The organism is Micromonospora sp. NBC_00389 (assembly GCF_036059255.1).
Lineage (GTDB): Bacteria > Actinomycetota > Actinomycetes > Mycobacteriales > Micromonosporaceae > Micromonospora.
Genome location: NZ_CP107947.1, coordinates 1,202,489 through 1,224,239, shown reverse-complemented (window position 1 = coordinate 1,224,239; position 21,751 = coordinate 1,202,489). Strand labels below are relative to the sequence as shown.

Below are 21,751 nucleotides of genomic sequence, written 5' to 3'. Positions count from 1 at the left end.
GGTCTCCCGTGGCGCGCCGCTGGCCTCGTCCTGGTCACCCTTGTAACGCTTAGCGGAGCAGGAGTGATCGCGTTCGCGGCCACGGCTCCTGATCCGGTCGGACCGCCGCAGCCCGACCCCGCCGCCGCACCGCAGTCTCTGCCGTCACCGTTGACGGACGAACCCACCACACCACAGCCGACGCCGAGCGGAGCCAACGCGTCGCCGGACTCCGGGACGACCCACGGCGAGGCGCGCAGTGCTCCCGGCCGCATCGAAGGCGCTCTCGGGTCGACCGCGACCCGCCCGTCTCCCTCACCGACGTTGGCCGGGATGCCGCGATCGCAGCCGACCCGTATCACGATCCCGCGGATCGGCGTTGACGCGCCGACGGTTCCGCTCGGGCTGGACCGGAACCAGCAGATCGCGGTCCCACCGCTGAATCAGCCCAATGCGGCCGGGTGGTACCAGCTGGGACCAAGTCCCGGCGAGGTGGGGACCGCGGTGGTGGTGGGCCACGTCGACTCACGCGCCACGGGTCGGGCTGTCTTCTTCCGCCTGGGCGCGCTGAAACCGGGGGACACCATCGATGTGCTCCGCAAAGACGGCAAGAAGGCCCGCTTTACCGTCGACGGGGTGGCCCGCTACCCGAAGAAAAAGCTCCCGCTGAACCTGGTCTACGGTCACACCGGCAAGGCGCAGCTCCGCGTGATTACCTGTGGTGGCGACTACGACAAAGCAGCGAAATCGTACAAGGACAACATCGTGGTGTTCGCGACGCAACGTTGATCATGAAAGAAGAGCCAGCGGGACCAGCTCACCCAGGGGAAGACCGGCGCTGCGTCGGTGACAACCTCGCTGGAGGGCACCTTCACCATCGACGGCGCCCGCCGGAAGAACCGCCGGACCGCGTCAGCATCACCGCAGGCCGCGACCAGCACGTCAATGACCTGCCCGTACTGGTCGACCGCCCGGTACACGTACCGCCACACCCGGTTGACCTTGACGTAAGTCTCACCGACGAACCACCTGTCACCCGGGAGTGCCTGTGGAACCGGGCGGTGCCGGCCAGCAGCGGGGTGAGCCGCTGCACCAGCGGAACACGGTTCGTGATCCACCTCCACGCCGCATTCGACCAGCAACTCCTCAACGTCCCGATACGACGGGCTGAACCGCAGATACCAGCGCACCGCCACCACGATCACCTCTGGCGGGAACAGTGGACCGGAAGAAGGCCCGCCGAGGCGGGCCTTCTTCGGTGAAGGGCCTCAGACCCGCAGGCTGGCCAGTTTGGGGAACAGCGGCGTCTCGACGGTGCCGGCCTTGTCGATCGAGAGCCGCCACTGGGCGTCGTCGACGTGGATCACCACGGCCGACCACAGTCGATGCGGCTCGTTGAGGAGCACGTTGACGTTCGCCAGGTCGTGGCCCCGCGGCGCGGTACGGCCTGCCTGGTGCAGGGTGACGATGTGCGGGTGGTCGGAGAGCCGGCCGAGAACACGCAGTTCCCGTTCGAAGCGGGCGCGGGACGGGCCATGCCAGTCGGCGGCGAGCACCTTGACCGCGACCCAGCGCGAGAAGGTCGGCTGCCAGGCCTGGTAGACGAGGCCGAAACCGCCCCGACCGACCTCGACGGCGTCGGTGCAACCGTCGACCCCGAGTGCGGACTCCGGGTACGTCACCGGCTGCTTACTGTGGACCATCGTCGTTGAATGGTACCGAGGCCGGCAGCGCGGTCGTCGGGCCGTCGGACTCCCGAGACCGTGCGGTCCCCGCCGCCGGCGGCCCATGCCCGGATCTGGGCATGGACCGCACGGCGGTGGTCGGGCGACGCCCAGCCGGGGCTGCCCCTCATTCTTCTGCGGGCGTCAGCTCCCTGGACGGCGCGCTCGCCGCCTGCCGGAGCTGGCGGGTTGGGACGTCAGCAGACCTTGCTGGTCGAGCCGCCCGTGGAGTTGAGGTAGCCGGTGACGTGCGTGCAGTGCGCGGCCGTGTTGGCCGGCGCGCCCCACAACTCCGCGCGGGTGGTGTTGTTGAGCTGGCCCACCCCGTAGTCCGAGCCGCTGTTTGAGTGGTCGATCACGTGGACGTAGAGGTCCCAGTTGGTGTGGGTGTTGCGGTACTGCTCCCACACGTAGATGTAGGCGTAGTTGTAGCCGCAACCGTAGTACTGCTTGACCGAGGCCGCCTCCATGCCGCCGACCGTCAGCACCCGCGTCGTACCGATCTGGCGGACGCTGGAGCAGTTGGCCGGGGTGCTGGCCAGGGCGGGCGACGCGTTGACCAGCGAGACGGTGGCAGCGGCGACGGCCGCGGCGGCGATGGCTGTGGTTCGGCGGAGGATCGACATGGGGACTCGCATTCTCTGGCGGACGTGACTAGCTGTCCGTCAGAGAACCAGGCTCCCGATTCGGCCGAAAGGTGACGAAGAGGTCACCTTTCCCTCCCCCAGCAGCACGGCACCGAGCGCGAGCACCGTGGCTGTATCCTCCCGAGCCCGCTCGTCTCTACCTGGATTCGAGACGGCCCAGGGTGCTCTCGACCGGCGCCGGCCAGGTGGAGTCTTTGAGGCCGAGGGCGTCCCGAAGGTAGGCCCACGTGAGCCGCTGGATCAGAGCAACCCTTTCGGGGCTCTCGTCCGTCGTCTCTCTGGCTTCGTAGTCGGAGACGCCGCCGAGCGAGTGCTCCGCTCCGAACAGGGTGAGCAGGCTCTTGCTGCCCGGGCTCAGGTGATACGCGTCGGTGAACCAGTCCGGCCCGCGGACCGACAACGGGGAGTCGTCCCGGTCGCCCGCGACGACGAGGGCCGGGGTGGTCATGTCGACGAAGCTCGGGCTCATGAAGGGAAAGTGCTCGGCCGCGAACGGGGCAAGATCGGCTCCACCTTGGCCGGTCACGGCCAGCAGGACGCCTGCCTTGATCCGTGGGTCGGACATGTCCTCTCCGGGGTTGCCGTCGGCGTCGAGGACTCGCGCCCCCAGTAGGGTGCTCGCCGTCTGGGCGCCCCAGGAGTGGCCGGCCACGGCGATGCGGGTGTGGTCGAGGCGTCCGACAAGGCCGGGGACGGACGACTCCAGCAGGTCGAGTTGGTCGAGGGTGCGCTTCAGGTCGTCCACCCGGATTCGCCAGATCAGCGGCGTGCGGGGGTCGTCGGGCGGAAGGTTCAGTCTCCGTGAGTCGAGGTGGGTGGACTGGATGACGACGAAGCCGTGGGAGGCCCAGAAGTCGACCAGCGGACCGTAGTTGGCGGCCGAACCGCCGAAGCCGTGCGAGAAGACGATGACGGGTAGTTCGTGGCCGGTCGTGGGTGCGGAGACCCGTACGCGCTGATCGTCGCCGCGATCCGGGGCCGGCAGCGTGATGGGGTGGACCGAGACGACCGGCGTGGGCTCTGGCATTGCGGGCATGGGCGTTCCTTCTGACTTGGCATTGGGCCTGCCGTTCTGGCATGCTGCCAATGCGGAACCATGTTCCGCTAAAACATACGGAACATGGTTCCGCTTAACAAGGGATGTGACGGGGGTAACGGTGGCCGGTACGGGCAGCGGATCGGGTGGCGCGCGGAAGCAGCGGGCTGATTCGCGGCGCAACGAGGCGGCGCTACTGGAGGCGGCCGCCGCGGCGTTCGTCAGCTCCGGAGTCGACGCGCCCGTGCGCGACATCGCCGCCAGGGCCGGCGTCGGGGTCGGCACGATCTACCGCCACTTCCCGACGCGGGCCGATCTCATCGTCGCGGTGTACCGGCACCAGGTCGAGGCGTGCGCCGAGGCCGGCCCGGTGCTGCTGGCGGAGAGCGCCACCCCGCACGCCGCCCTGGCGAGCTGGATCCACCTCTTCGTCGACTTCCTGGTCACCAAGCACGGCCTGGCTGAGGCGATGCGGTCCGACGATGCCGCCTTCCAGACGCTGCACGCCTACTTCCTCGACCGTCTCGTCCCCGTCTGCGCCGAGCTGCTCGACGCCGCCGCCTCGGCGGGCGAGATCATCCCCGACCTGGACGCCCTCGTCCTGATGCATGGCATCGGCAATCTCTGCATCGGCGCCGACAGCCCTGACTACGACGCGCGCCTCATGGTCGGACTCGTCATCGCGGGCTTGCGGCTGCGCTAGGCGCTCGAAGTACGGCCCGGCCGCGGCAGCGACGCGGCACCGCTGGTGATGGTCAACTCCAGATCACCGACATCGGGGCATCCCCGCGCTGGGACACCGCGACATCGCCGACATTGAGCACCTCGGACGACACTGGTGTGAACGTCAACCGGTGATGATCATGGTGTCGGTCGGCGCGTGTCTGGCCACTGCGTGTCCGGCGGCACTATCGGCCGGCGAGGGGGTCGCTGGCCCCTGGCGACCGCAGCCGTGGAGGCCGAGGTGGCCGTGGCGGGGGCGTATCCGTCTCGGCTGGCGGTCACCGTGACGGTGAGCCGCTTTCCGTACAGCGCCACGGGGATCTTGATCGTTGCGCCGGTCGCGCCGGTGATCGCGATGCCGTTCGCCGACCACTGGTACACGTAGGCGGTCGCCGTGGGAGTCCATTGGCCCGGGTTCGCGGTGACGGTGCCCCCGACCTCCAGGGTTCCGGTGATCGTCGGAGGGTTGACCGCGCGCATCGCCAGGGGCGGGTTGATCGTGAAGGCGTTGGCCAGGACCACCGGCTGGCCCGCGCCATACGGGCGCAGGGTCAGGCTGGCATTGCCGGCCGGCGCGGAGGCGAGGTTCACCTCGGCGGTCATCGTCGTGCCGTCCGCCGAGACTGTCTTGACCGTCGCCGTCAGCGGTTGTCCCGTGGCGGGGGTCACCTGGACCTCGTCACGCGGATGCAGCCCGGTGCCGTGGAGGGTGATCGTCCGGAGGCCGCCCGGGGGCACGGTGGTTGGAGCCACCGAGCTGACCGTGGCCACGCCGGGCTCGACGGTGAAGCTGTACTGCGTGTTCATGGAGCGGGTGCCGCCGGCCGTGAGGCTGCGAACGGTCAGGTAGTACGTGCCAGCCTCCGCTGGCGTCCAGGTCAGCGTCGCGGTGCCGTCGGGCTTGGCGGCCACGGTGACGTACTGCCCGAAATTGATCGAGTACTCGTACGCGGTCGTGCCGGGAAGGCGCGGCGTGAAGGTGAAGGTGCCCGTCGCGAGCCGGCCGCTGCCGGTTGCCGGAAAGTCGGTCGAGGTGACCCGCGGCGCGTCCGACACCGTCCAGTACGTGCCGCCCTCCTCGGTCTGCACGCCAGCGGCGTTGCGAGCGACGACGACAACGTAGTTGTAGCCGCTCTTCGTCGGCGTGTACCCGAAGGTGACGCTGCCGTCGGCGGCCGGCCGGACGACCTGCTTCGTGGCGTCGTCGCGGTTCAGCGTCGCCACGTACTCGACGACGTTCTCCATGCGGGTGCGGGCCGTGAAGGTGGCCGGCGTCCCCAGGTCGGTGCCGCCGGTGCGCGTCACCGTCGGCGACGCGCCGTCGACCGAGACATAGTTCCAGCGCGGCTCGGACAGGGTGCCGTCCGCACTTCGGCTCTGGATGTGCAGGCCGGTGACGCTGGTCTCGGTGGCCGTCCAGGTGAGGTCGGCGGTGCCGTCGGCGCGAGCCGGCACGGTGATCTTCTCGATCGGCCGCTCCTCCAGGCCGGAGTACTCCGGCCAGTAGAGGTACGCCTCGACCTGCGGTACCCGGGGCGCGAGATGGAACGTGAGCGAGGAACCGATCGTCACACCCCGGTTCGTGTCGCCGGTGACCCTCGGGCCGTTGTCGACGAGGAATTCGTAGGCGCGGGGGGCGTGCGCGGTGCCATCGCCGGTGACGCTGTGCACGTAGAGGGTCTGCCGGCCGGCGCGCGTCGGGGCGATCATCGCCGTCGCTCTCCCGGCGGCATCCGCCGGAACCGTACCCGAGGGCCCGTTCTCGTCGATCCGCCAGACGAACGTCGCCGCGTCGGGGACCGTCGCGCTCAGCTCGAACGCGCCGGACACGCCGACGTTGTAGTCCAGGTTGGTGCCCCAGTCCGGGTACGCGGCCGAGAAGATCGACGGGCGCGTCTCCTTGACGTGGAACTCCTGGTAGAGGGCCTCGGAACTGTTTCCGGCCCGGTCGACGGCGTAGGCGGTGACCGAGTGGTGGCCGGCTGCCCGGGGCGTCCACCGGATGGTCGCCGGACCGCCGAGCCCTGCGGCGTCGACCGTGGACTCGGGGGAATCGTCGCTCAACTCGGCGGAGTAGAACCGGTAGCGGTAGCTGACGGTGTCGTCGCTGGCCGAGGTCAGCGTGAAGTCACCGGGGACCCCGATCGCGCCGTGGGCGTCGTCCCAACTGCCGGGGGGATATTCGGTGGAGGTGACGGTCGGTGCCGGGCCGCCGCGGCGGTCGACGGTGAAGTGGCAGGTGCTGCTCCACGGTGAGGGGTCCGCACCGTCGAGCACGCGCACCCGCCAGGCGTACGTCACGCCGTCGAGCTGCTTCGACTCGTCTTCGAGCTGGACGTAGACCTCGTCGCTCTGCTCGGCGATGCCACTGAGCCACTGCTGCGGGTGCTCCGGGTCGGCGACGTCCCATACCTGGAAGTCGGCCTGCAACTCGGTGCTGTCGCCTGTCCGGCTGAAGGTGCCCTTCAGCACCACGGCATTGGCGTCGTTGAGCCTGATCGGGCTCAGATATGGCCCGGGGACGGCAGTGGCGCAGGGCTGGTTGGCAGTCTTGAGATCGGTCGGCGCGGTCACCGCTGCGGCGGCCGGAGTGGCCGGCAGCCCCACCGTCAATCCGCAGCCGAGCGCCGTTGCCACGACCATCGCCGCGACCCGGCGATAAGCCCGCGAAGGTGTACGCATGTGGTCCCCCCACTGTGGAACAGGCGCCGTGATTACCCGCGAGAAGGAGTTTCCCACGTCGATGCGGCAGAGGAGGCCCGTCTTTTCTGCCGGATCCAGCCGGCGGTCGGGGGAGGGCTCAGGCGAAGCCGAACAGGGGTGGGAAGGCGAGGACGACTGCCCAGGCCCACGCTGCGTACACGATCACGTAACGGGTCTGCCAGCGTTCCAGGTGGGCGAAGGGCATTCGGCCGCGCAAGAAGCCGAGGTACAGCCATGCCGACCAGGCGAGGTTGGTGAGCAGGATGAGGTTTTCGCCCAGCGCGGCGGTCTTGTTCGGGCTGAAGCCCCATTCGCTGATCCGGCCCGTGATCGCCACAAGCACCAGGAAGTCAATGACCAGCGCGCTGACGATGAGCGCGAGCTGCAGGCGGTCGAAGAGGCCGGGTCGGGCCGTGAGGTCACGGGCGGAGATGGCGTACAACAGCATGCCCAGCACGATGACCAGCAGCAGGTCGAAGAGGATGAGCGCGTCGCGCTCGACGTCGATGCCGTTGTTGGTCCAGATGATGGCGACCAGGAAGGCCAGCAGGATGGCCGCGAAGAGCGGCGTGAAGACGCGGGTCAGCACCGGCGCCATGTTCTCGATGACGCTCTGCTTGGCCTCCACCAACCACGCCGACACGATCACGGCGGCCATGGCGCCGCACGGCAGCAGCCACGACTGGATGAATCCCTCGGCGTCCAGGCCGATGGCGTGGAAGGTGCCCACCGTGAAGGCGGTGAGCACGCCACCCCCTAGTCCAATGAGGACAAAGTAGATCAACCACTCCCCGGTGAACCGGATGAAGTCCATCCGCCGCCGGTCGGAGCGCCAGTCGCCGCCCACGTAGGCGACGCCGACCACCAGCCAGAGGGCTATTGGCAGGTGGATCGCCGTGAGCACCATGGTCTGCGAGTCATCGGCCAGCGGATACGCGTTCGCGGCGACCGCGCCGAGAACGAACAGCAACGCCAGCGCCCCGATGACGCGAACACCGACCCGGCGTTGCCAGGCGAAGTACGCCGCGAGCGCCGGCAGCGCGAAGAGGCTGATGTTTCGCGCGTAGAAGCTGCCATCGTCCCCGGACAGGTCAAGCCCGAACAGCGACGGCACCTTGATCGCGAGCGCCGCGACGGCCGCACAGAGCACCATGACGGGCAGCTCGCGACGGGTACGGGCGGCGGTGGGCGTATCCGGCTCCCCGGGCAGTACGAGCTGTTTCCATAGCCGCTCGGAGTGCTCGCGAGCGAACTCCCGCGACAGTTCATCGAGGCTGCCCATGCGTTTGACAGCGATGAGGAACGACTCGTCGGGTCGCAGGCCCGCCTCGGTCAGCTCGGTGATCCGGCTGCGGAGGTGGTCCTCCAGCTCCTCGGCGTCGGTGTGGTGCAGCTCCCGGCGGCGGTCGATGTAGGCCCGCCACTCGGCGATCTGGCCCTCCAGATCGTTGTCGATGGTCATAGTCCCGACCCCCATGCCGGCGCCGTGATCGGCTTGATGGACTGTGTCGTGCTCCAGACGCCCCGCAGGGCGTCGACGACCGCGGCCCACTGGCGGTGCTGCTCGGCCAGCTCGGCCCGGCCCTGGTCGGTGATGCGGTAGTACTTGCGGCGTCGTCCCCCCGGCGGGGACTCCCAGGCCGACTCGACGTGGCCGAGCCGCTCCAGGCGGTGCAGCAGCGGGTAGAGCAGGCCGTCGGTCCACTCCAGTTGCCCGCCCGACAGGTCGTTGACCTGCTTGAGGATCGCGTAGCCGTAGCTCTCGCCCTCGGCGAGAATCCCCAGCACGAGCGGCGTAGCCGACGCCGCGACGAGGTCTTTGGTGATACGCATATGGACCGCCTATACCTAGATCTGCAATGCATAGTAGTTCTAGGCATGGTGCTCCCGCAATCGGAACCGCCGGCAGTGCCCGTGCCGCACCTGCCGACCGAACTCGTCACCCGCGCTTCGCCAGGGCGCCATGCGGCCGATCTTGACTGATTCCAGAAAAGAGGCCAGACTGCCGAGCGTGGCCACGGCCTTGGACTTCAAACAGATGCTGCGCGAGGCAGCGCTGCGCGTGACCCGCCCTCGGGTGGCGGTGCTGAACGCGGTGTACGCCCATTCACACGCCGACACCGACTCGATCATCGGTGTCGTGCGCCGCGATCTCCCTGAGGTGTCCCACCAGGCCGTGTACGACGTACTGCGTGTGCTGACGGCTTCGGGGCTGGTGCGACGCATCCAGCCGGCCGGTTTCGTGGCGCGATACGAGTCGCGGGTCGGGGACAACCACCACCACGTGGTGTGCCGATCGTGCGGCGTCATCGCCGACGTCGACTGCGCCGTCGGTCAGGCACCGTGCCTGACCGCGTCCGACGACCAGGGCTTCTTGATCGACGAGGCCGAGGTCGTCTACCGGGGCCTGTGCCCCGGCTGTTCCACCGCACACAGTTCCTGAACCCCTGAACCCCAATCCCGGAAGGAATCACGTGGCTGAGCACCACCATGATGCAGTCGTAGGAGACATGAACTCGGAGGAGAGCGAGGGTGGCTGTCCAGTCTCGGCGGCCGCACGTGCCCCGCATCCGACCCAGGGCGGGGGAAACCGGGAGTGGTGGCCGAACCGGCTGAACCTGCGGATCCTCGCCAAGAACCCGGCCGTGGCGAACCCTCTCGGTGAGCAGTTCAACTACGCCGCGGCGTTCAAGACCCTCGACCTGGCCGCCGTGAAGCAGGACATCGCGGAGGTCCTGACGACCTCGCAGGACTGGTGGCCCGCCGACTACGGCCACTACGGCCCGTTCATCATCCGGATGGCGTGGCACAGCGCGGGCACGTACCGGATCAGCGACGGCCGCGGCGGCGCCGGCGCCGGCATGCAGCGCTTCGCGCCGCTCAACAGCTGGCCGGACAACGCGAACCTGGACAAGGCCCGCCGTCTGCTGTGGCCGGTCAAGAAGAAGTACGGCCAGAACCTCTCGTGGGCCGACCTCATGGTCCTCGCCGGAAACGTCGCCCTGGAGACGATGGGCTTCCAGACCTTCGGCTACGCCGGCGGTCGGGAGGACGTCTGGGAGCCGGACGAGGACGTCTACTGGGGTCCCGAGTCCACCTGGCTCGGGGACGAGCGCCACACCGGTGAGCGGGACCTTGAGAACCCGCTGGCCGCGGTCCAGATGGGCCTCATCTACGTGAACCCGGAAGGCCCGCACGGCAGCGGAGACCCGCTCGCCTCCGCGAGGGACATCCGCGAGACGTTCCACCGCATGGCGATGAACGACGAGGAGACCGTCGCGCTGATCGCCGGCGGGCACACGTTCGGCAAGACCCACGGCGCGGCCGACCCGAACAAGTACGTCGGTGCCGAGCCCGAGGGTGCCTCGCTGGAGGAGCAGGGGCTGGGCTGGAAGAACACCTTCGGCACCGGCCGGGGCGGCGACACGATCACCAGCGGTCTCGAGGGTGCGTGGACGAACACCCCCGTGACGTGGGACAACAGCTTCTTCGAGATCCTGTTCGGCTACGAGTGGGAGCAGACGACCAGCCCCGCCGGAGCGATCCAGTGGAAGCCGAAGGGTGGTGCCGGCGCGAGTACCGTCCCCGACGCCCACGACCCGTCGCGCAGCCACGCCCCGACGATGCTGACGACGGACCTCGCGCTCCGGGTGGACCCGATCTACGAGCCGATCTCGCGGCGCTTCCTGGAGCACCCGGAGGAGTTCGCGGACGCCTTCGCGCGGGCATGGTTCAAGCTGACGCACCGCGACATGGGGCCGATCGAGCGCTACCTCGGCCCGGAGGTCCCGACCGAGACGCTGCTGTGGCAGGACCCGATCCCCGCCGTGACGCACGAGCTCGTCGACGCCGCGGATGTCGCGACCCTCAAGGCTCAGATCCTCGCCTCGGGGCTGTCGGTGCCCCAGCTGGTCTCCGCCGCATGGGCATCGGCGTCCACGTTCCGCGGCGGCGACAAGCGTGGCGGCGCGAACGGGGCCCGTATCCGGCTCGAGCCGCAGAACGGCTGGGAGGTCAACAACCCCGAGGAACTGGCGACGGTGCTGCGCACCCTGGAGGGAATCCAGGAGGCGTTCAACGCCGCTCAGACCGGAGGGAAGCAGGTCTCGCTCGCCGACCTGATCGTGCTCGGCGGGTCCGCGGCCGTCGAACTGGCCGCCAGCAACGCCGGCCACACCGTCGAGGTCCCCTTCACGCCGGGACGTACGGACGCGTCGCAGGAGCAGACCGACGTCGAGTCCTTCGCCGCGCTCGAGCCGACCGCGGACGGGTTCCGCAACTACCTGGGCAAGGGCAACCGGCTGCCGGCCGAGTTCCTCCTGATCGACCGGGCGAACCTGCTGACCCTGAGCGCGCCCGAGATGACGGTCCTCGTCGGCGGTCTCCGCGTCCTGGGCGCCACCGTCAAGCAGTCACCGCTCGGCGTCCTGACCGAGAACACCGGGTCGCTGACCAACGACTTCTTCGTCAACCTGCTCGACCTGGGCACGACGTGGAAGGCGACGTCCGAGGACGCGAACCTCTTCGAGGGCCGTGACCTTGGCACGGGCGAGGTCAAGTGGACCGGCACCCGCGCCGACCTCGTCTTCGGCTCGAACTCCGAGCTGCGCGCGCTCGCCGAGGTCTACGCGAGCGACGACGCGCGGGAGAAGTTCGTTCGCGACTTCGCCGCGGCGTGGGTGAAGGTGATGAACCTCGACCGGTACGACCTCGTCTGATCCTGACGTCCAGGTCGGCCCTGTGGGGGGCCGACCTGGACGTCCTCGTTCGGGTGCTCGACCTCGGCCGTGACCAGCTAAAGAGCTGGTCACGGCCGGTCTTCATCTCGCGGGGCCTGTCGGTGGGGTAGGAGGCGGCCGCGCCCCGAAGTGGGACGCGGCCGCCGTGCACCTGAGCGACCGTCAGGGGGCCGCGATGAAATATCCCGACTGGTCGACGATGACATGGGTGGAGCCGCTGCTGTTGTTGTACGCGGCCATCCGCCCCTCGGCACCGAGTTTGACCACGGCCAGGTTGGACGCCGTCTCCCTCGCCAGGAAGTTGACGCTGGACGTCGTGGGTGTGCCTCCCGGCGGGTAGACGGCCAGAACACCGGCGGTGGTCGGATCGGTGACGGTCACGTTCACCACCGCTGCCGTCGGTATCGGGCACTCGTCCTCGCAGTACGCCCCGTAACGCCGGACGCTGACCGTCGCCTTCTCTCGTGCGTAAAAGGGTTCGTTGTAGAAGGAACGGTCCCAGCCGCTGAGGCCGCGGCTGTCCGCGATCCGGTCTGGCCCGTACGGGACGTACGTCTGGTCAGCGACGCCGTACGACGGCGCGGCAAAGTAGCCGGCGAGGTCAGCCACCACGTGGGCGGTGCCGGAGCTGGCATTGCGCATCATCGCCTTGCCGGCCACCAGCGGCACGATGACCAGGTTCGGGATGGTCTGCCCGGCCACGAAGTTCAGGTTGGATGCCATGGGTGTCGGCCAGGTGTCCGGGTAGAGCGTCAGCACGCCGCTGGCCGTCGGCGCGGTCACCGTCACATTGACGATCGCCGCCTTTGCCTCCGCCGGCACCTTGCCGGTGAGGTCCAGGCGCAGGTATCCGTTGGCTGCCATCGGCGTACCGGCCCCGGCGCGGGTGTCCAGGGCCCGGGTCGGTGTGAGCGGCTGCATGGCGGCGCCATAGGAGCCGTAGAAGCCTTGGAGGTCGGCGATCACGTGAACCGTGCCGCCGCTGCTGTTGCGAAACCGGAGCTTTCCGTTGGTCATCGGCACGGTGGCCAGGTTCGGCACCGTCTCGTTCGGCACGAAGTTGAGGTTCGACGAGGTGGGCAGCGGGGCACCGTCCGGGTAGACCGTGAGGAAGCCGGCGGTGCTGGGTTGGGTGACTGTCACGTTGAGCACCACCGCGCTGATGTCCGCTGCCGCCACCCCGTTGATGCTGGGAACGTCGAGCACCACCTCGGACTTGGCCGGGACCGGGGTGGTGGTGGGCGTACCCACCGCCTCGCGGGTGTCGAGTAGCCGGGTCGGGTGCACCGTCTCGTAGAGCGCACCGACCTGAGTGCAGCGGTAGGAAGAGAACTCGGCTGGGAGTCGAAAGCCGGTGAAGCTGATCCGGATGTGGACGCAGGCCTGACCCGCCCGGCGCAAGGTGTGGTCGAACGTACGAGCGGAGGTCACCCGCCAGAGCTGCTCACCCTCGAACTGGTACGCGATCGAACCGCCCTCGCCGCCGACGGGCCACGCGTACTGCGGAGTCGCGGAAGCCGTGACCGCGAAGGGATTTCCGCCCGGCTTGCGCCGGATCGTGGACCGGCCCTCCGAACCGCCCTGCGCCTCGACCGCGCCCCGGTCGTGGTAGCCGACCCCGGTGCCGGTGTTGGCGATCGCCGGGTTGTCGGTGCGCGGGTTGCCCAACATGTCCGTGCCCGTGACGCCACGAGCGGAGGCGTCCCCGGAGTCCACCGCAGGCGAGGACGGGTCGATTGCGTGCCAGGGCCGGAGTGGCCCTTTGTAGGCGCCGATCATCGGGTCCACCGCGAGATCGTGTCCGCCCTGCCCAGTGGCCTGGCGGAACGCCGGCAGGTCCTGATATCTGCCGTCGCCCCAGGCGTACAGAGCGCCGCCGGTGATCGGGTCGATCAGGTTGTAATCCGCGAACGTCCCCGGCACCGAACCAGCCGAGACGGAGATCGCCGTCGCATTCGCCGGGGTGGCGCAGGCCTGCCGGAACGGGTTGGTGCGGACGATGTTGTTCCGGACCGACACACCCGTCGAGGCCGCAGTCACCTCGATCCCCACGGCGCAGTTCGTGAGCAGGGTGTTGTTGGTGACGACGGTGCCGGGCGCGTCGGTGACTCGCAGGCCCGAGAGGGAGAACTCATTGCCGGTCACCACCGCGCCGACGACTCCGGCGTCGATCGCCAGACCCGGATAGCCCGCAGGTGCGCTCGACAGGTAGCTCCGGCTGACGGTGACACCGCCCGACTGGCCCGTCACCCGGACCGCGCCGAAGGTGGCGCGGACGCCCTGGACGACGACGCCGTCGAGAGTTACTCGCTGCGACCCGTTCACCACGAGGGCCGACTGGTCGGCTGTGCTCAGCAGACGGAATCCCTCGACCCCGACGTCGTGCACGTTGTCGAGGGTGAAGACCACGCCGGTGACCGCACCCACGGTGGTGTTTCCCACCGCGACAGTCCCGCCGGGCCCGTTGACGGCCCGAAAGGTGATCGGCGCGCCAACCTCGCCCGACCGGGTGATGGTCACGGCCTCCGGGTAGTCGCCGGGCTGCACCAACACCGTTTGCCCGGGCTCTGCCAGCGCTGCCGCATCGGAGATGGTGCAGAACGGTGCGTCGACGGTGCCGTACCCGCCTGGCGTGCAGTTCTTGCTGTTGACGTACAGGTCGCGGATCCCCGCGGGCGCGGCGACGGCCGCGGTCGTCGCCGGGGCCACCAGGCCCATGGCGCCGATCAGCGGTACGACCCCGAGACGTGCCCATGCGCGAATGTCCATGCGTCCCCCGTGGAAGTCGATCATTTGGCGCGGGGAGCGTAGCGCGACGTTGACGGAGATGAGCAGCGCCGATCGGACAAGGCGCGCCCAGCCGGTCAGCCCGACTCATCTGTCGTGCCACGGTGGAGGGATGACCCCCACTGCTCGGCGGCCTAGCTGCCTCGACGAGATCACGCCCGATCACACGGGCTAGTCGACCCAGATCACGATCCCGGTCAGGTCGTTGAGCACGGCCGCCACCCCCGCCCGGATGGCGGCCGCGCAGCGCTCGGTCGTGAACGAGTCGGGGTCGTACGTCGAGGACATGCCGAGCCCTTCGCCACGGAACGACGCGCCGGACCAGTCGACCGCCGTGACGTTGTGGGTGGGCTCGGCCAGCTCCGCGCCCACCACGAGGAACCGCCGGTCCAGGTGGTTGGGGGTGACCAGCGCCAGGGGGTCGATGAGGTCGTTCCCCGCGCTGACGATGAGATCCGGGCCCATCTCCATGGCCTTGGCGATGCTGGAAACGGAGTCGTGGGCGTCGCCGACGACGATCTTTCTGAGGTCGACGTGTTCGTCGTCGGCCCAGTCCTCAATTGCCGTCACGAGGGCCTTGGTCGGGCGGTCGTCACCGGCGGTGAGCAGCACGACCCGGTAGTCCTTCGACGGGTGGACGCCGGCCCATGAGCCGGGCTGCGGCCGGACGGTCCCCTCCGGAGCGGGCTTGGTGGAGGGGTCGATGAATCCCGGACCGAGCGAGCCGATGGCGGCGGGCCTGGGGTGCGGCTGTGACCAGTCGTCACCGGAGCTGCATCCGGTGATCAGCGCGGCGGTCGCGGCCAGCATGGCAACGGCCCGAAGCGGGGGGCGCAAAGTGATCGTCCTCCGAGTGGTGGCGGAAAGTGTTGCTTCGTATTCCTATCCCAGTTCCGGTCGCCAAGAATCCGCAGGCGGTCGTTCCGGGGCTTTGTTCTCCAGCGGTTCTTCGGCGGGCGGGCTCGTGTTCACCCGTGCCATGCAACGTGCACTGGCCAACCGAGGGAGCCGCATGTCAGGGCACGTCCGTCGTACCGTTATCGTCGCTGTAGTCGGGATCGCTGCCGCGGTCCTCTCTTTTCTGAGCGCCGGGCCGGCGTCAGCGCACGGGTTTTCGTCGACTGTGTACGCCAAAATTGCAGCGGGAGACGAGGGTCACATACGCACGACATTGGAGCTCGAATACGACCTCCTCGTCGTGTCCGCCGCTGATTCCGGCGACGATGATCCGCTCTTTCAGGCGGGAACCGCCGCGTTCGAGGCGGAGGACACCGCAGGGCAGGCCGCCGCGCTCAAAACCCATGCCGACTCGACCATCAGGTACGTCACCGACCGCTTCTCGGTGACCTCGAAGGGTGCGGCCTGTCGGCCGACGCAGGTGGGCGACGCGACGATCGGCGAGCGCGAAGGCGTGCCGTACGCCGATCTGCTGCTCGACTGGACCTGCCCCGAGCAGGCCGACGAGCACGAGGTGCGCAGCGGGCTCTTCGCCGACGGCGAGGGCTACGTCAAGGGCACCAAGACGATCGTCACGTACGAGATCGACGACCGTTCGGGCAGCGCGGCCCTCGACGCGGCCAACCCCTCCTTCTCCACCGGTCAGGCCGCCTACGAGCGGTTCCGGGAGTTCTTCCTGCTGGGCGCCGAGCATCTGCTGTCGGGCATCGACCACATCCTGTTCCTGCTGGCGCTCATCGCCGGGTCGCGGCGCCTGCGGGAGATCGTGCTCGCGGCCACGAGTTTCACCCTGGCGCACTCGGTGACGTTCATGCTCGCCGCCCTCGGCCTGGTCGACGTGCCGGCGAGGGTCGTGGAGCCGGTCATCGCGCTGTCGATCGCCGTGGTCGCCGGCTGGCACCTGTGGGGAATCTGGCGGCGCGGCGATCACGCCACCGACCTTGATCCGGCGGGCCGCGGCCACTTCAGTCTGGACCGCTCCGGCTGGATCCGTCTGGGTGTGGTGTTCTGCTTCGGCCTCGTGCACGGCCTGGGTTTCGCGGGCGCGCTCGGGATCGACGAGGCGTGGTCGTGGACCCTGCTGTGGTCCCTGCTGGTGTTCAACGTCGGCATCGAGGTCGTCCAGTTGGCGATTATCGCCGTTGTCTTCCCGCTGCTGATCGTGTTGCGGCGCCGTACACCGAAAATCGGCCTCTGGGCGACCGGCGCTGTTTCTGGAGCCGTGTCCATTATGGGGCTGGTCTGGTTCGTGCAGCGCGTATCTGGATCATGAGTAAGGCTAAGTAGTTCGGGAAGTGCAGCCATCTGCAAGATCACGTTCATGGTTGGTTCATCACGTGGCGAAAGCTTTGGTTTGCTTCCCCGCCGTCGGGCGAAGATCATCCATTTCTCTATTTGAAAAGGGAACAATGTCGATGACATTGAGCACCTCGACAGGGGCCCCCGGGCTCGTGCGGCGGCGCGTCGTCGCCGGGGTCGCCGCGGGCGTCCTCGGAATGGCCGCAGCCCTCGGTAGCGGCCTGACGGCCACCGCCAGCGCGGCCGAGTCCACCACGATCACCGGCGTCATCCTCGGCATCGGCGCCAACGAGACGCAGCGCGTCGTGACCTGGTACTCCTCCGCCGACACCGCGCAGAAGATCCAGCTCGCCCCGACCGCCGAGATCGTGAACGGTGAGTTCCCCGCCAGTGCCGTCAGCTTCGACGCCGTCGGTGCCGCGAACACCTCCACCACCGGCTTCAACCGGCACGCCACGATCAGCAACCTGCGCGAGAACACGGCGTACTCGTACCGGGTCGGCGCCGAGGGCAGCTGGTCCGCGGCGTACGCCTTCAAGACGCAGGACTTCGAGGGCGACTACGACTTCCTGTTCTTCGGCGACCCCCAGATCGGTTCCTCCGGTGACCGGCTGAAGGACCAGGCCGGCTGGGAGGAGACCCTGAAGGTCGCCACCGCGGCGAACCCGAACGCCGAACTGCTGGTGTCGGGCGGCGACCACGTCGAGAGCGCCAACGACGAGGGTCAATGGACCTCGTTCCTGGCGCCCGACCAGCTGCGTCAGTACCCGCTCGTGGCCACCATCGGTAACCACGACGTCGGCGGCAAGTCCTACGAGCAGCACCACTTCACCCCGAACACCGACCGCACGGCCCCGTACTACGACAACGGGAACCCGGCGGGCACCAAGTCCGGTGGTGACTACTGGTTCGTCTACAAGGACGTGCTGTTCATCGACATCAACAGCAACAGCTACAAGGTGCCCGCCGAGGGCGGCAACGTCGGCGACGCGGCGCACGTCTCGTACATCACCGACGTGATCAACAAGCACGGCTCCGAGGCCAAGTGGAAGGTGCTGGTCTACCACCACTCGATCTACTCGCCGGCCAGCCACGCCACCGACACGGACAACAAGGACCGTCGTGAGCACTTCACGACCGCCTTCTCGAACCTCGGCATCGACATGGTGCTGCAGGGTCACGACCACAGCTACTCCCGCAGCTACTCGATCAAGAACGGCCAGAAGGAGAACCCGGCCGAGCAGCCCGGCGCTGCCGACGTGTTCCCCGGCCCGGGCGGCGTCATCTACGTGACGGCGAACTCGGCCTCCGGCTCGAAGTACTACGACATCAAGAAGCCGGACAGCACCGGCACGGGCATCCGCGGTAACGGTCCCGACCCGCTGGACCCGGGCAAGTACTGGTACAACTCGGTGCAGAACCAGGAGCACGTCCGCAGCTACGTCAAGGTGCAGGTGCGAGGCGACAAGCTGGTTCTGCAGAACCTCCGCAGCGGCACGTGCGCGGCGCCGAACGCGGCGGTCGAGAACGGCAACGCCCCATGCAACAACACCGCCGAGGGTCAGCCGGTCGGCTCGATCGTCGACAAGGTGACGGTGCACCCGTTCAACGGTGACGGCCAGGCCATCCAGGTGAACGTGCCGAACCCGGCTCCGGGTGAGTTCGGCTGGACGATCGACGGCTACAACGGCCTGGTCGACCTCGGTACCGCGCAGGAGCGCGACGGCACCTACTTCGAGGCAAACGGCAAGATCAACCCGATCCTCGTGTCGGACAGCCGTCGATCGCTCGCCCCGTGGTCGATCTCGGCCAACGTGGGTGACTTCCAGGACGCCGACAAGACGTTCTCCGGCTCCTACCTGGGCTGGACCCCGTACGTGCTCGACGCTGGCGCTGGTGCCGAGGCCGGTGCTCCGGTCCTGTCGGGCTTCGACGACCAGGGCAAGGGCCTCTCGGTTTCGAGCGGCCTCGGTGCGGCCGTGCAGGGCCACCCCCGGGGCGGCGCCAAGCTCGGCGCTGACCTGGACCTGAAGATCCCGGACAGCATCGCGAAGGGTAGCTACCGCGCCACCCTCACGATCACTGCGCTGAGCAGCTGATCGAACCTGCTCCATCGGGCGGGGTAGGCACCTTCGGGGGCCTACCCCGCCACCCGTTGCAACCCTCCCAAGATCACCTCAAGGACCCGAAATGCACGCGTCCGTAACGCGCTGGAAGACCACGACCGCGACATTCCTTCGTACGACCGCTCTCGCCCTGCTCGCCACCTCCGCCGTCGCCGGCCTGGCCGCAGGCCCCGCCCTGGCAGCGGAAGGTGATGTCGCCTGGACGGTCCGGACGGCCTCCAACAGCTACGGCGCCGCCCGGTCCAGCTACAGCTACAACGTCAACCCCGGTGGAGTGGTTGAGGACGCGATGGTCGTCGCCAACCGCGGCCCGGTGCCGCTGAACCTTTCCGTGTACGCCGCCGACGGCTTCACGACCGGCGCCGGTCAGCTCGACCTGCTCACCCGGGACAAGAAGTCCGTCGCGATCGGGGCGTGGTCGCACGCCGGCACCGGCACCGTCGCGATCCAGCCCGGGAAGACCGCCCAGGTCCCCTTCAAGATCAGCATTCCGGACAATGCCACGCCCGGTGACTACGTCGGCGGCATCCTCACCTCGCTGACGCAGGCCGACCAGGCTGAGGGCATCAACGTGGACCGGCGCCTCGGTATCCGGATCAAACTGCGGGTCGGCGGTGAGCTGAAGCCGAGCCTCGCCATCGAGGACCTGCACGTGAAGTACGCCGGCACGGTCAACCCGTTCAGCAAGGGCGACGCCACCGTCGCCTACAAGATCCACAACACCGGCAACGCCGCCCTGTCCGGCCAGCAGGCAGTGTCGATCTCGGGCCCATTCGGGTCGCTGCGGGTCAAGGCGGGCGGGGTCGCAGCCCCGCCGGAGCTGCTTCCGGGTGAGAGCTGGAACGTGAGCGTGCCCGTGCACGGCATGGCTCCCGCGGTCCGGCTGGCGGCGACCGCAACCCTCACACCGCTGCTCACCGACGCGTCAGGCTCCACCACCTCGCTCAAGCCGGTCCAGGCCACGGCGCACGGCTGGGCACTGCCGTGGATGCTGGTGCTGGTGCTCCTCGTACTGATCGCCGTTCTCGTCGGGGCGCTCCTGTACCGGCGTCGCAACCGCGTCCGGCGCACGGAGCGCGAGGACGCTCGGGTGCGCGACGCCGTCGAGCAGGCGCTCCGGGGTCAGGAGGCGCAGACGTCCTGACCGCATGATCGAGGTGGGGTCACGGCCTGAAGGAGGGGCGGTCCCGGTCCGGCGATTGCGGGACGGCGGCCACCGCCCGGCGGGTCAGGCCGACGGCGACCGCGACGACCGCGACCACCAGTGCCGCCGCCAGCGCGGGTGCCCAGGTCGGTGCCAGACGCAGCACCACCGTGCCGAGTACGGCGCCGCCGACCAGTCCCGCCAACCGGCCGAGGCCACCCACGTCCGCGAACCAGTGTGGGTCGAGGACGCGACGCCGGACCATGTTGGTCAGCGAGCCGGTCAGATAGGTGGTCGAGGCACCCCGGATGCCGGCGCCGATGGTGATCACGCTCTGCATGCCACTCGCCACGGACGCCACCCCGAGCAGCACGAGCCCGGCGGCGTACCCGGGACGCGCCGCGCAGCCCAGCCAGCCCGCCGTGAATCCGAGCAGCAGCACCGCCTCGGCCGCCGCGACCACTGCGGTACGGCGGTTCCACCCCGGTCCGCCGTGGCGTAACGGCAGCGTGGCACCGGCCACGCCGAGCGCGTAACCGCCCACCGCCGCCACGGCACCGGCGAGCGAGCGGGCATTCGCCGTGGCGATCGCGTGGCCGAACTGCACCAGATTGCCGGTGATCACGCTGGCGAAGTACCCGTTGAGCCGGGTCAGGCAGATCACGTCGAGGCAGCCGGAGGCCGCGGCCAGCACCACCAGAAGCCCGGCCGTGGTCTGCCTCGACGGAGCGTGCACGAGGCAGCCATTCCCGCGTTGGCTCCGACTACGCCACCGCCTCGGGGCGCACCGGTGCCCGAGGCGATCGAGCACGGGCGGTCGCCCTTGTGGGTGAACGGTGCACAGCCCCGGACCGGGCCCGTCCCGGAACCGGCATGCTGCGACGGTGACGCTGGCGCGGAAAGGGAATCCACATGGTTGACGGGGATGTGCCCGAGCGGATGCAGGCCGCGGCCTTCGACGAGTTCGGCGGGCCGGAGGTGATCACCCTCCGGATCCTGCCGGTGCCGGAGATCGCCGATGACGAGGTGCTGATCAAGGTGTGGAGCGCCGGCGTGGGGGTGTGGGACGCCTACGAGCGCCAGGGCACGCTGGTGCCCGAGGGCGCCGCGTTCCCGATCGTGCCCGGTCCGGACGGTGCCGGAACGGTGGCCGCCGCCGGCAGCCAGGTGACCAACGTCGCGGTGGGTGACCTGGTCTACGTGTCCGCCAACACCAGGCCGAAAGGCGGCTTCTACGCCGAGTACGCGGTGGCGAAGGCGCAGTACGTCGCGAAGCTGCCCGAAGGCGTGTCGGTGGAGCACGCCGGCGCCATGCCCACCGACGCGTTGACCGCGCTGGCGGGGCTGGACGCCCTGAGTCTGTCGGCCGGTGCCTGGCTGCTGATCTTCGGCGCGAGCGGCGGGCAGGGCCACCTGGCCGTGCAGCTGGCCAAGCGGCAGGGGCTCAACGTGATCGCGGTGGCCTCCGGGCCGGACGGGGTGGCGTTGGTGACCCGGCTCGGCGCCGACGTGTCTCTCGACGGCCACGGCGACCTGACCCAGGTGCTGGCGCGGATCCGGGAAGCGGCCCCGGATGGAGTGGACGGCATCCTGGCGATGGCTGGCGGCAAGACGCTGCACCGGCTCACCGAGGCGCTGTCCGACGGCGGTGTGGTCGCGTACCCCCATGGTGTGCAGCCCGAGCCGAGCGAACGGCCCGGCGTGCCGGTCCGGGCGTACGACGGTGCGGCCAACCTCCGGCAGTTGCAGCGCCTCAACGAGCTCATCGAGGCGGCACCGTTCGAGGTGCACGTCGCCGAGACGTTCCCGCTGGGCAAGGTGGTGGAGGCACACCGCCGGCTGCAGACCTCCTACCAGGGCAAGCTGCTGCTGAAGGTCAGCTAGGCC

The 21,751-nt window shown here is 69.1% G+C and carries 17 protein-coding genes and 1 pseudogene; 8 read left to right on the top strand and 10 right to left on the bottom strand.

From position 1 onward, the window contains the following. Positions 1–63 precede the first annotated feature (63 nt). Positions 64–768 carry a class F sortase gene (locus tag OG470_RS05775; protein ID WP_442931044.1) on the top strand — a complete coding sequence of 235 codons (705 nt, stop codon included), beginning with the start codon at positions 64–66 and terminating at the stop codon, positions 766–768. Between the two features lie 29 nt (positions 769–797). Here the strand turns inward: OG470_RS05775 and OG470_RS05770 are convergent. The 4 genes and pseudogenes from OG470_RS05770 to OG470_RS05755 form a co-directional block, all read right to left on the bottom strand. Then, positions 798–1,199: pseudogene (locus tag OG470_RS05770) on the bottom strand (IS6 family transposase); the annotation flags it as partial. A gap of 48 nt (positions 1,200–1,247) precedes the next feature. Further along, positions 1,248–1,682 carry a protein kinase domain-containing protein gene (locus OG470_RS05765; protein WP_328421492.1) on the bottom strand — a complete coding sequence of 145 codons (435 nt, stop codon included), beginning with the start codon at positions 1,680–1,682 and terminating at the stop codon, positions 1,248–1,250. Between the two features lie 218 nt (positions 1,683–1,900). Beyond that, entirely contained in the window at positions 1,901–2,329 is a 429-nt protein-coding gene (locus OG470_RS05760) for a hypothetical protein (RefSeq protein ID WP_328421490.1), read from the bottom strand. Positions 2,330–2,486: 157 nt separating this feature from the next. Next, complete coding sequence (locus OG470_RS05755) at positions 2,487–3,386, bottom strand: alpha/beta hydrolase family protein (protein WP_328421488.1); 900 nt, start codon at positions 3,384–3,386, stop codon at positions 2,487–2,489. On the opposite strand from OG470_RS05755, the gene OG470_RS05750 reads away from it, so the two are divergent. Continuing rightward, positions 3,385–4,089: a TetR/AcrR family transcriptional regulator gene (locus tag OG470_RS05750; RefSeq protein ID WP_328421486.1), complete on the top strand. Its 705-nt coding sequence runs from the start codon at positions 3,385–3,387 to the stop codon at positions 4,087–4,089. The two genes, OG470_RS05755 and OG470_RS05750, sit on opposite strands and share 2 nt — an antisense overlap. 158 nt (positions 4,090–4,247) lie before the next feature. Here OG470_RS05750 and OG470_RS05745 read toward each other — a convergent pair whose 3' ends face one another. The 3 genes from OG470_RS05745 to OG470_RS05735 all read right to left on the bottom strand — a co-directional run bounded on the left by OG470_RS05745 (position 4,248) and on the right by OG470_RS05735 (position 8,645). Then, complete coding sequence (locus OG470_RS05745) at positions 4,248–6,791, bottom strand: hypothetical protein (protein ID WP_328421484.1); 2,544 nt, start codon at positions 6,789–6,791, stop codon at positions 4,248–4,250. Between the two features lie 118 nt (positions 6,792–6,909). Then, entirely contained in the window at positions 6,910–8,274 is a 1,365-nt protein-coding gene (locus OG470_RS05740; protein ID WP_328421482.1) for a permease prefix domain 1-containing protein, read from the bottom strand. Then, entirely contained in the window at positions 8,271–8,645 is a 375-nt protein-coding gene (locus tag OG470_RS05735) for a PadR family transcriptional regulator (RefSeq protein WP_328421480.1), read from the bottom strand. The genes OG470_RS05740 and OG470_RS05735 overlap by 4 nt, the downstream gene beginning before the upstream one ends. Positions 8,646–8,850: 205 nt before the next feature. Here OG470_RS05735 and OG470_RS05730 point away from each other — a divergent pair, with 205 nt between their 5' ends. Together OG470_RS05730 and katG are read left to right on the top strand one after the other, a co-directional pair. Then, the gene (locus OG470_RS05730; protein ID WP_328426152.1) at positions 8,851–9,255 is read left to right on the top strand and encodes a Fur family transcriptional regulator; all 405 of its coding nucleotides are present in this window, start codon (positions 8,851–8,853) and stop codon (positions 9,253–9,255) included. 67 nt (positions 9,256–9,322) lie between these two features. Beyond that, positions 9,323–11,530: a catalase/peroxidase HPI gene (gene katG, locus OG470_RS05725; protein WP_328421478.1), complete on the top strand. Its 2,208-nt coding sequence runs from the start codon at positions 9,323–9,325 to the stop codon at positions 11,528–11,530. Positions 11,531–11,713: 183 nt separating this feature from the next. On the opposite strand, the gene OG470_RS05720 is transcribed toward katG, so the two are convergent. Together OG470_RS05720 and OG470_RS05715 are read right to left on the bottom strand one after the other, a co-directional pair. Continuing rightward, positions 11,714–14,320 (bottom strand): right-handed parallel beta-helix repeat-containing protein, encoded by a 2,607-nt coding sequence (locus tag OG470_RS05720; RefSeq protein WP_328421476.1) that lies wholly within the window; start codon positions 14,318–14,320, stop codon positions 11,714–11,716. Positions 14,321–14,509: 189 nt separating this feature from the next. Continuing rightward, positions 14,510–15,175 carry a hypothetical protein gene (locus OG470_RS05715; protein WP_328421474.1) on the bottom strand — a complete coding sequence of 222 codons (666 nt, stop codon included), beginning with the start codon at positions 15,173–15,175 and terminating at the stop codon, positions 14,510–14,512. Positions 15,176–15,350: 175 nt separating this feature from the next. Between OG470_RS05715 and OG470_RS05710 the strand changes: the two genes are divergently transcribed. The 3 genes from OG470_RS05710 to OG470_RS05700 all read left to right on the top strand — a co-directional run bounded on the left by OG470_RS05710 (position 15,351) and on the right by OG470_RS05700 (position 19,864). Then, a complete protein-coding gene (locus OG470_RS05710; protein WP_328421472.1) occupies positions 15,351–16,568 on the top strand; it encodes a HupE/UreJ family protein in 1,218 nt (405 codons plus the stop codon). A gap of 142 nt (positions 16,569–16,710) precedes the next feature. Next, positions 16,711–18,693 carry a metallophosphoesterase family protein gene (locus tag OG470_RS05705; RefSeq protein WP_328421470.1) on the top strand — a complete coding sequence of 661 codons (1,983 nt, stop codon included), beginning with the start codon at positions 16,711–16,713 and terminating at the stop codon, positions 18,691–18,693. Positions 18,694–18,784: 91 nt separating this feature from the next. Continuing rightward, complete coding sequence (locus OG470_RS05700; RefSeq protein ID WP_328421468.1) at positions 18,785–19,864, top strand: WxL protein peptidoglycan domain-containing protein; 1,080 nt, start codon at positions 18,785–18,787, stop codon at positions 19,862–19,864. Positions 19,865–19,883: 19 nt separating this feature from the next. Here the strand turns inward: OG470_RS05700 and OG470_RS05695 are convergent, their stop codons facing one another. Next, a complete protein-coding gene (locus tag OG470_RS05695; RefSeq protein ID WP_328421466.1) occupies positions 19,884–20,600 on the bottom strand; it encodes a YoaK family protein in 717 nt (238 codons plus the stop codon). 176 nt (positions 20,601–20,776) lie between these two features. Here OG470_RS05695 and OG470_RS05690 point away from each other — a divergent pair, with 176 nt between their 5' ends. Next, positions 20,777–21,748, top strand: coding sequence for a quinone oxidoreductase family protein (locus OG470_RS05690; RefSeq protein WP_328421464.1), 972 nt, complete (start codon positions 20,777–20,779; stop codon positions 21,746–21,748). The last annotated feature ends 3 nt before the right edge of the window (positions 21,749–21,751 follow it).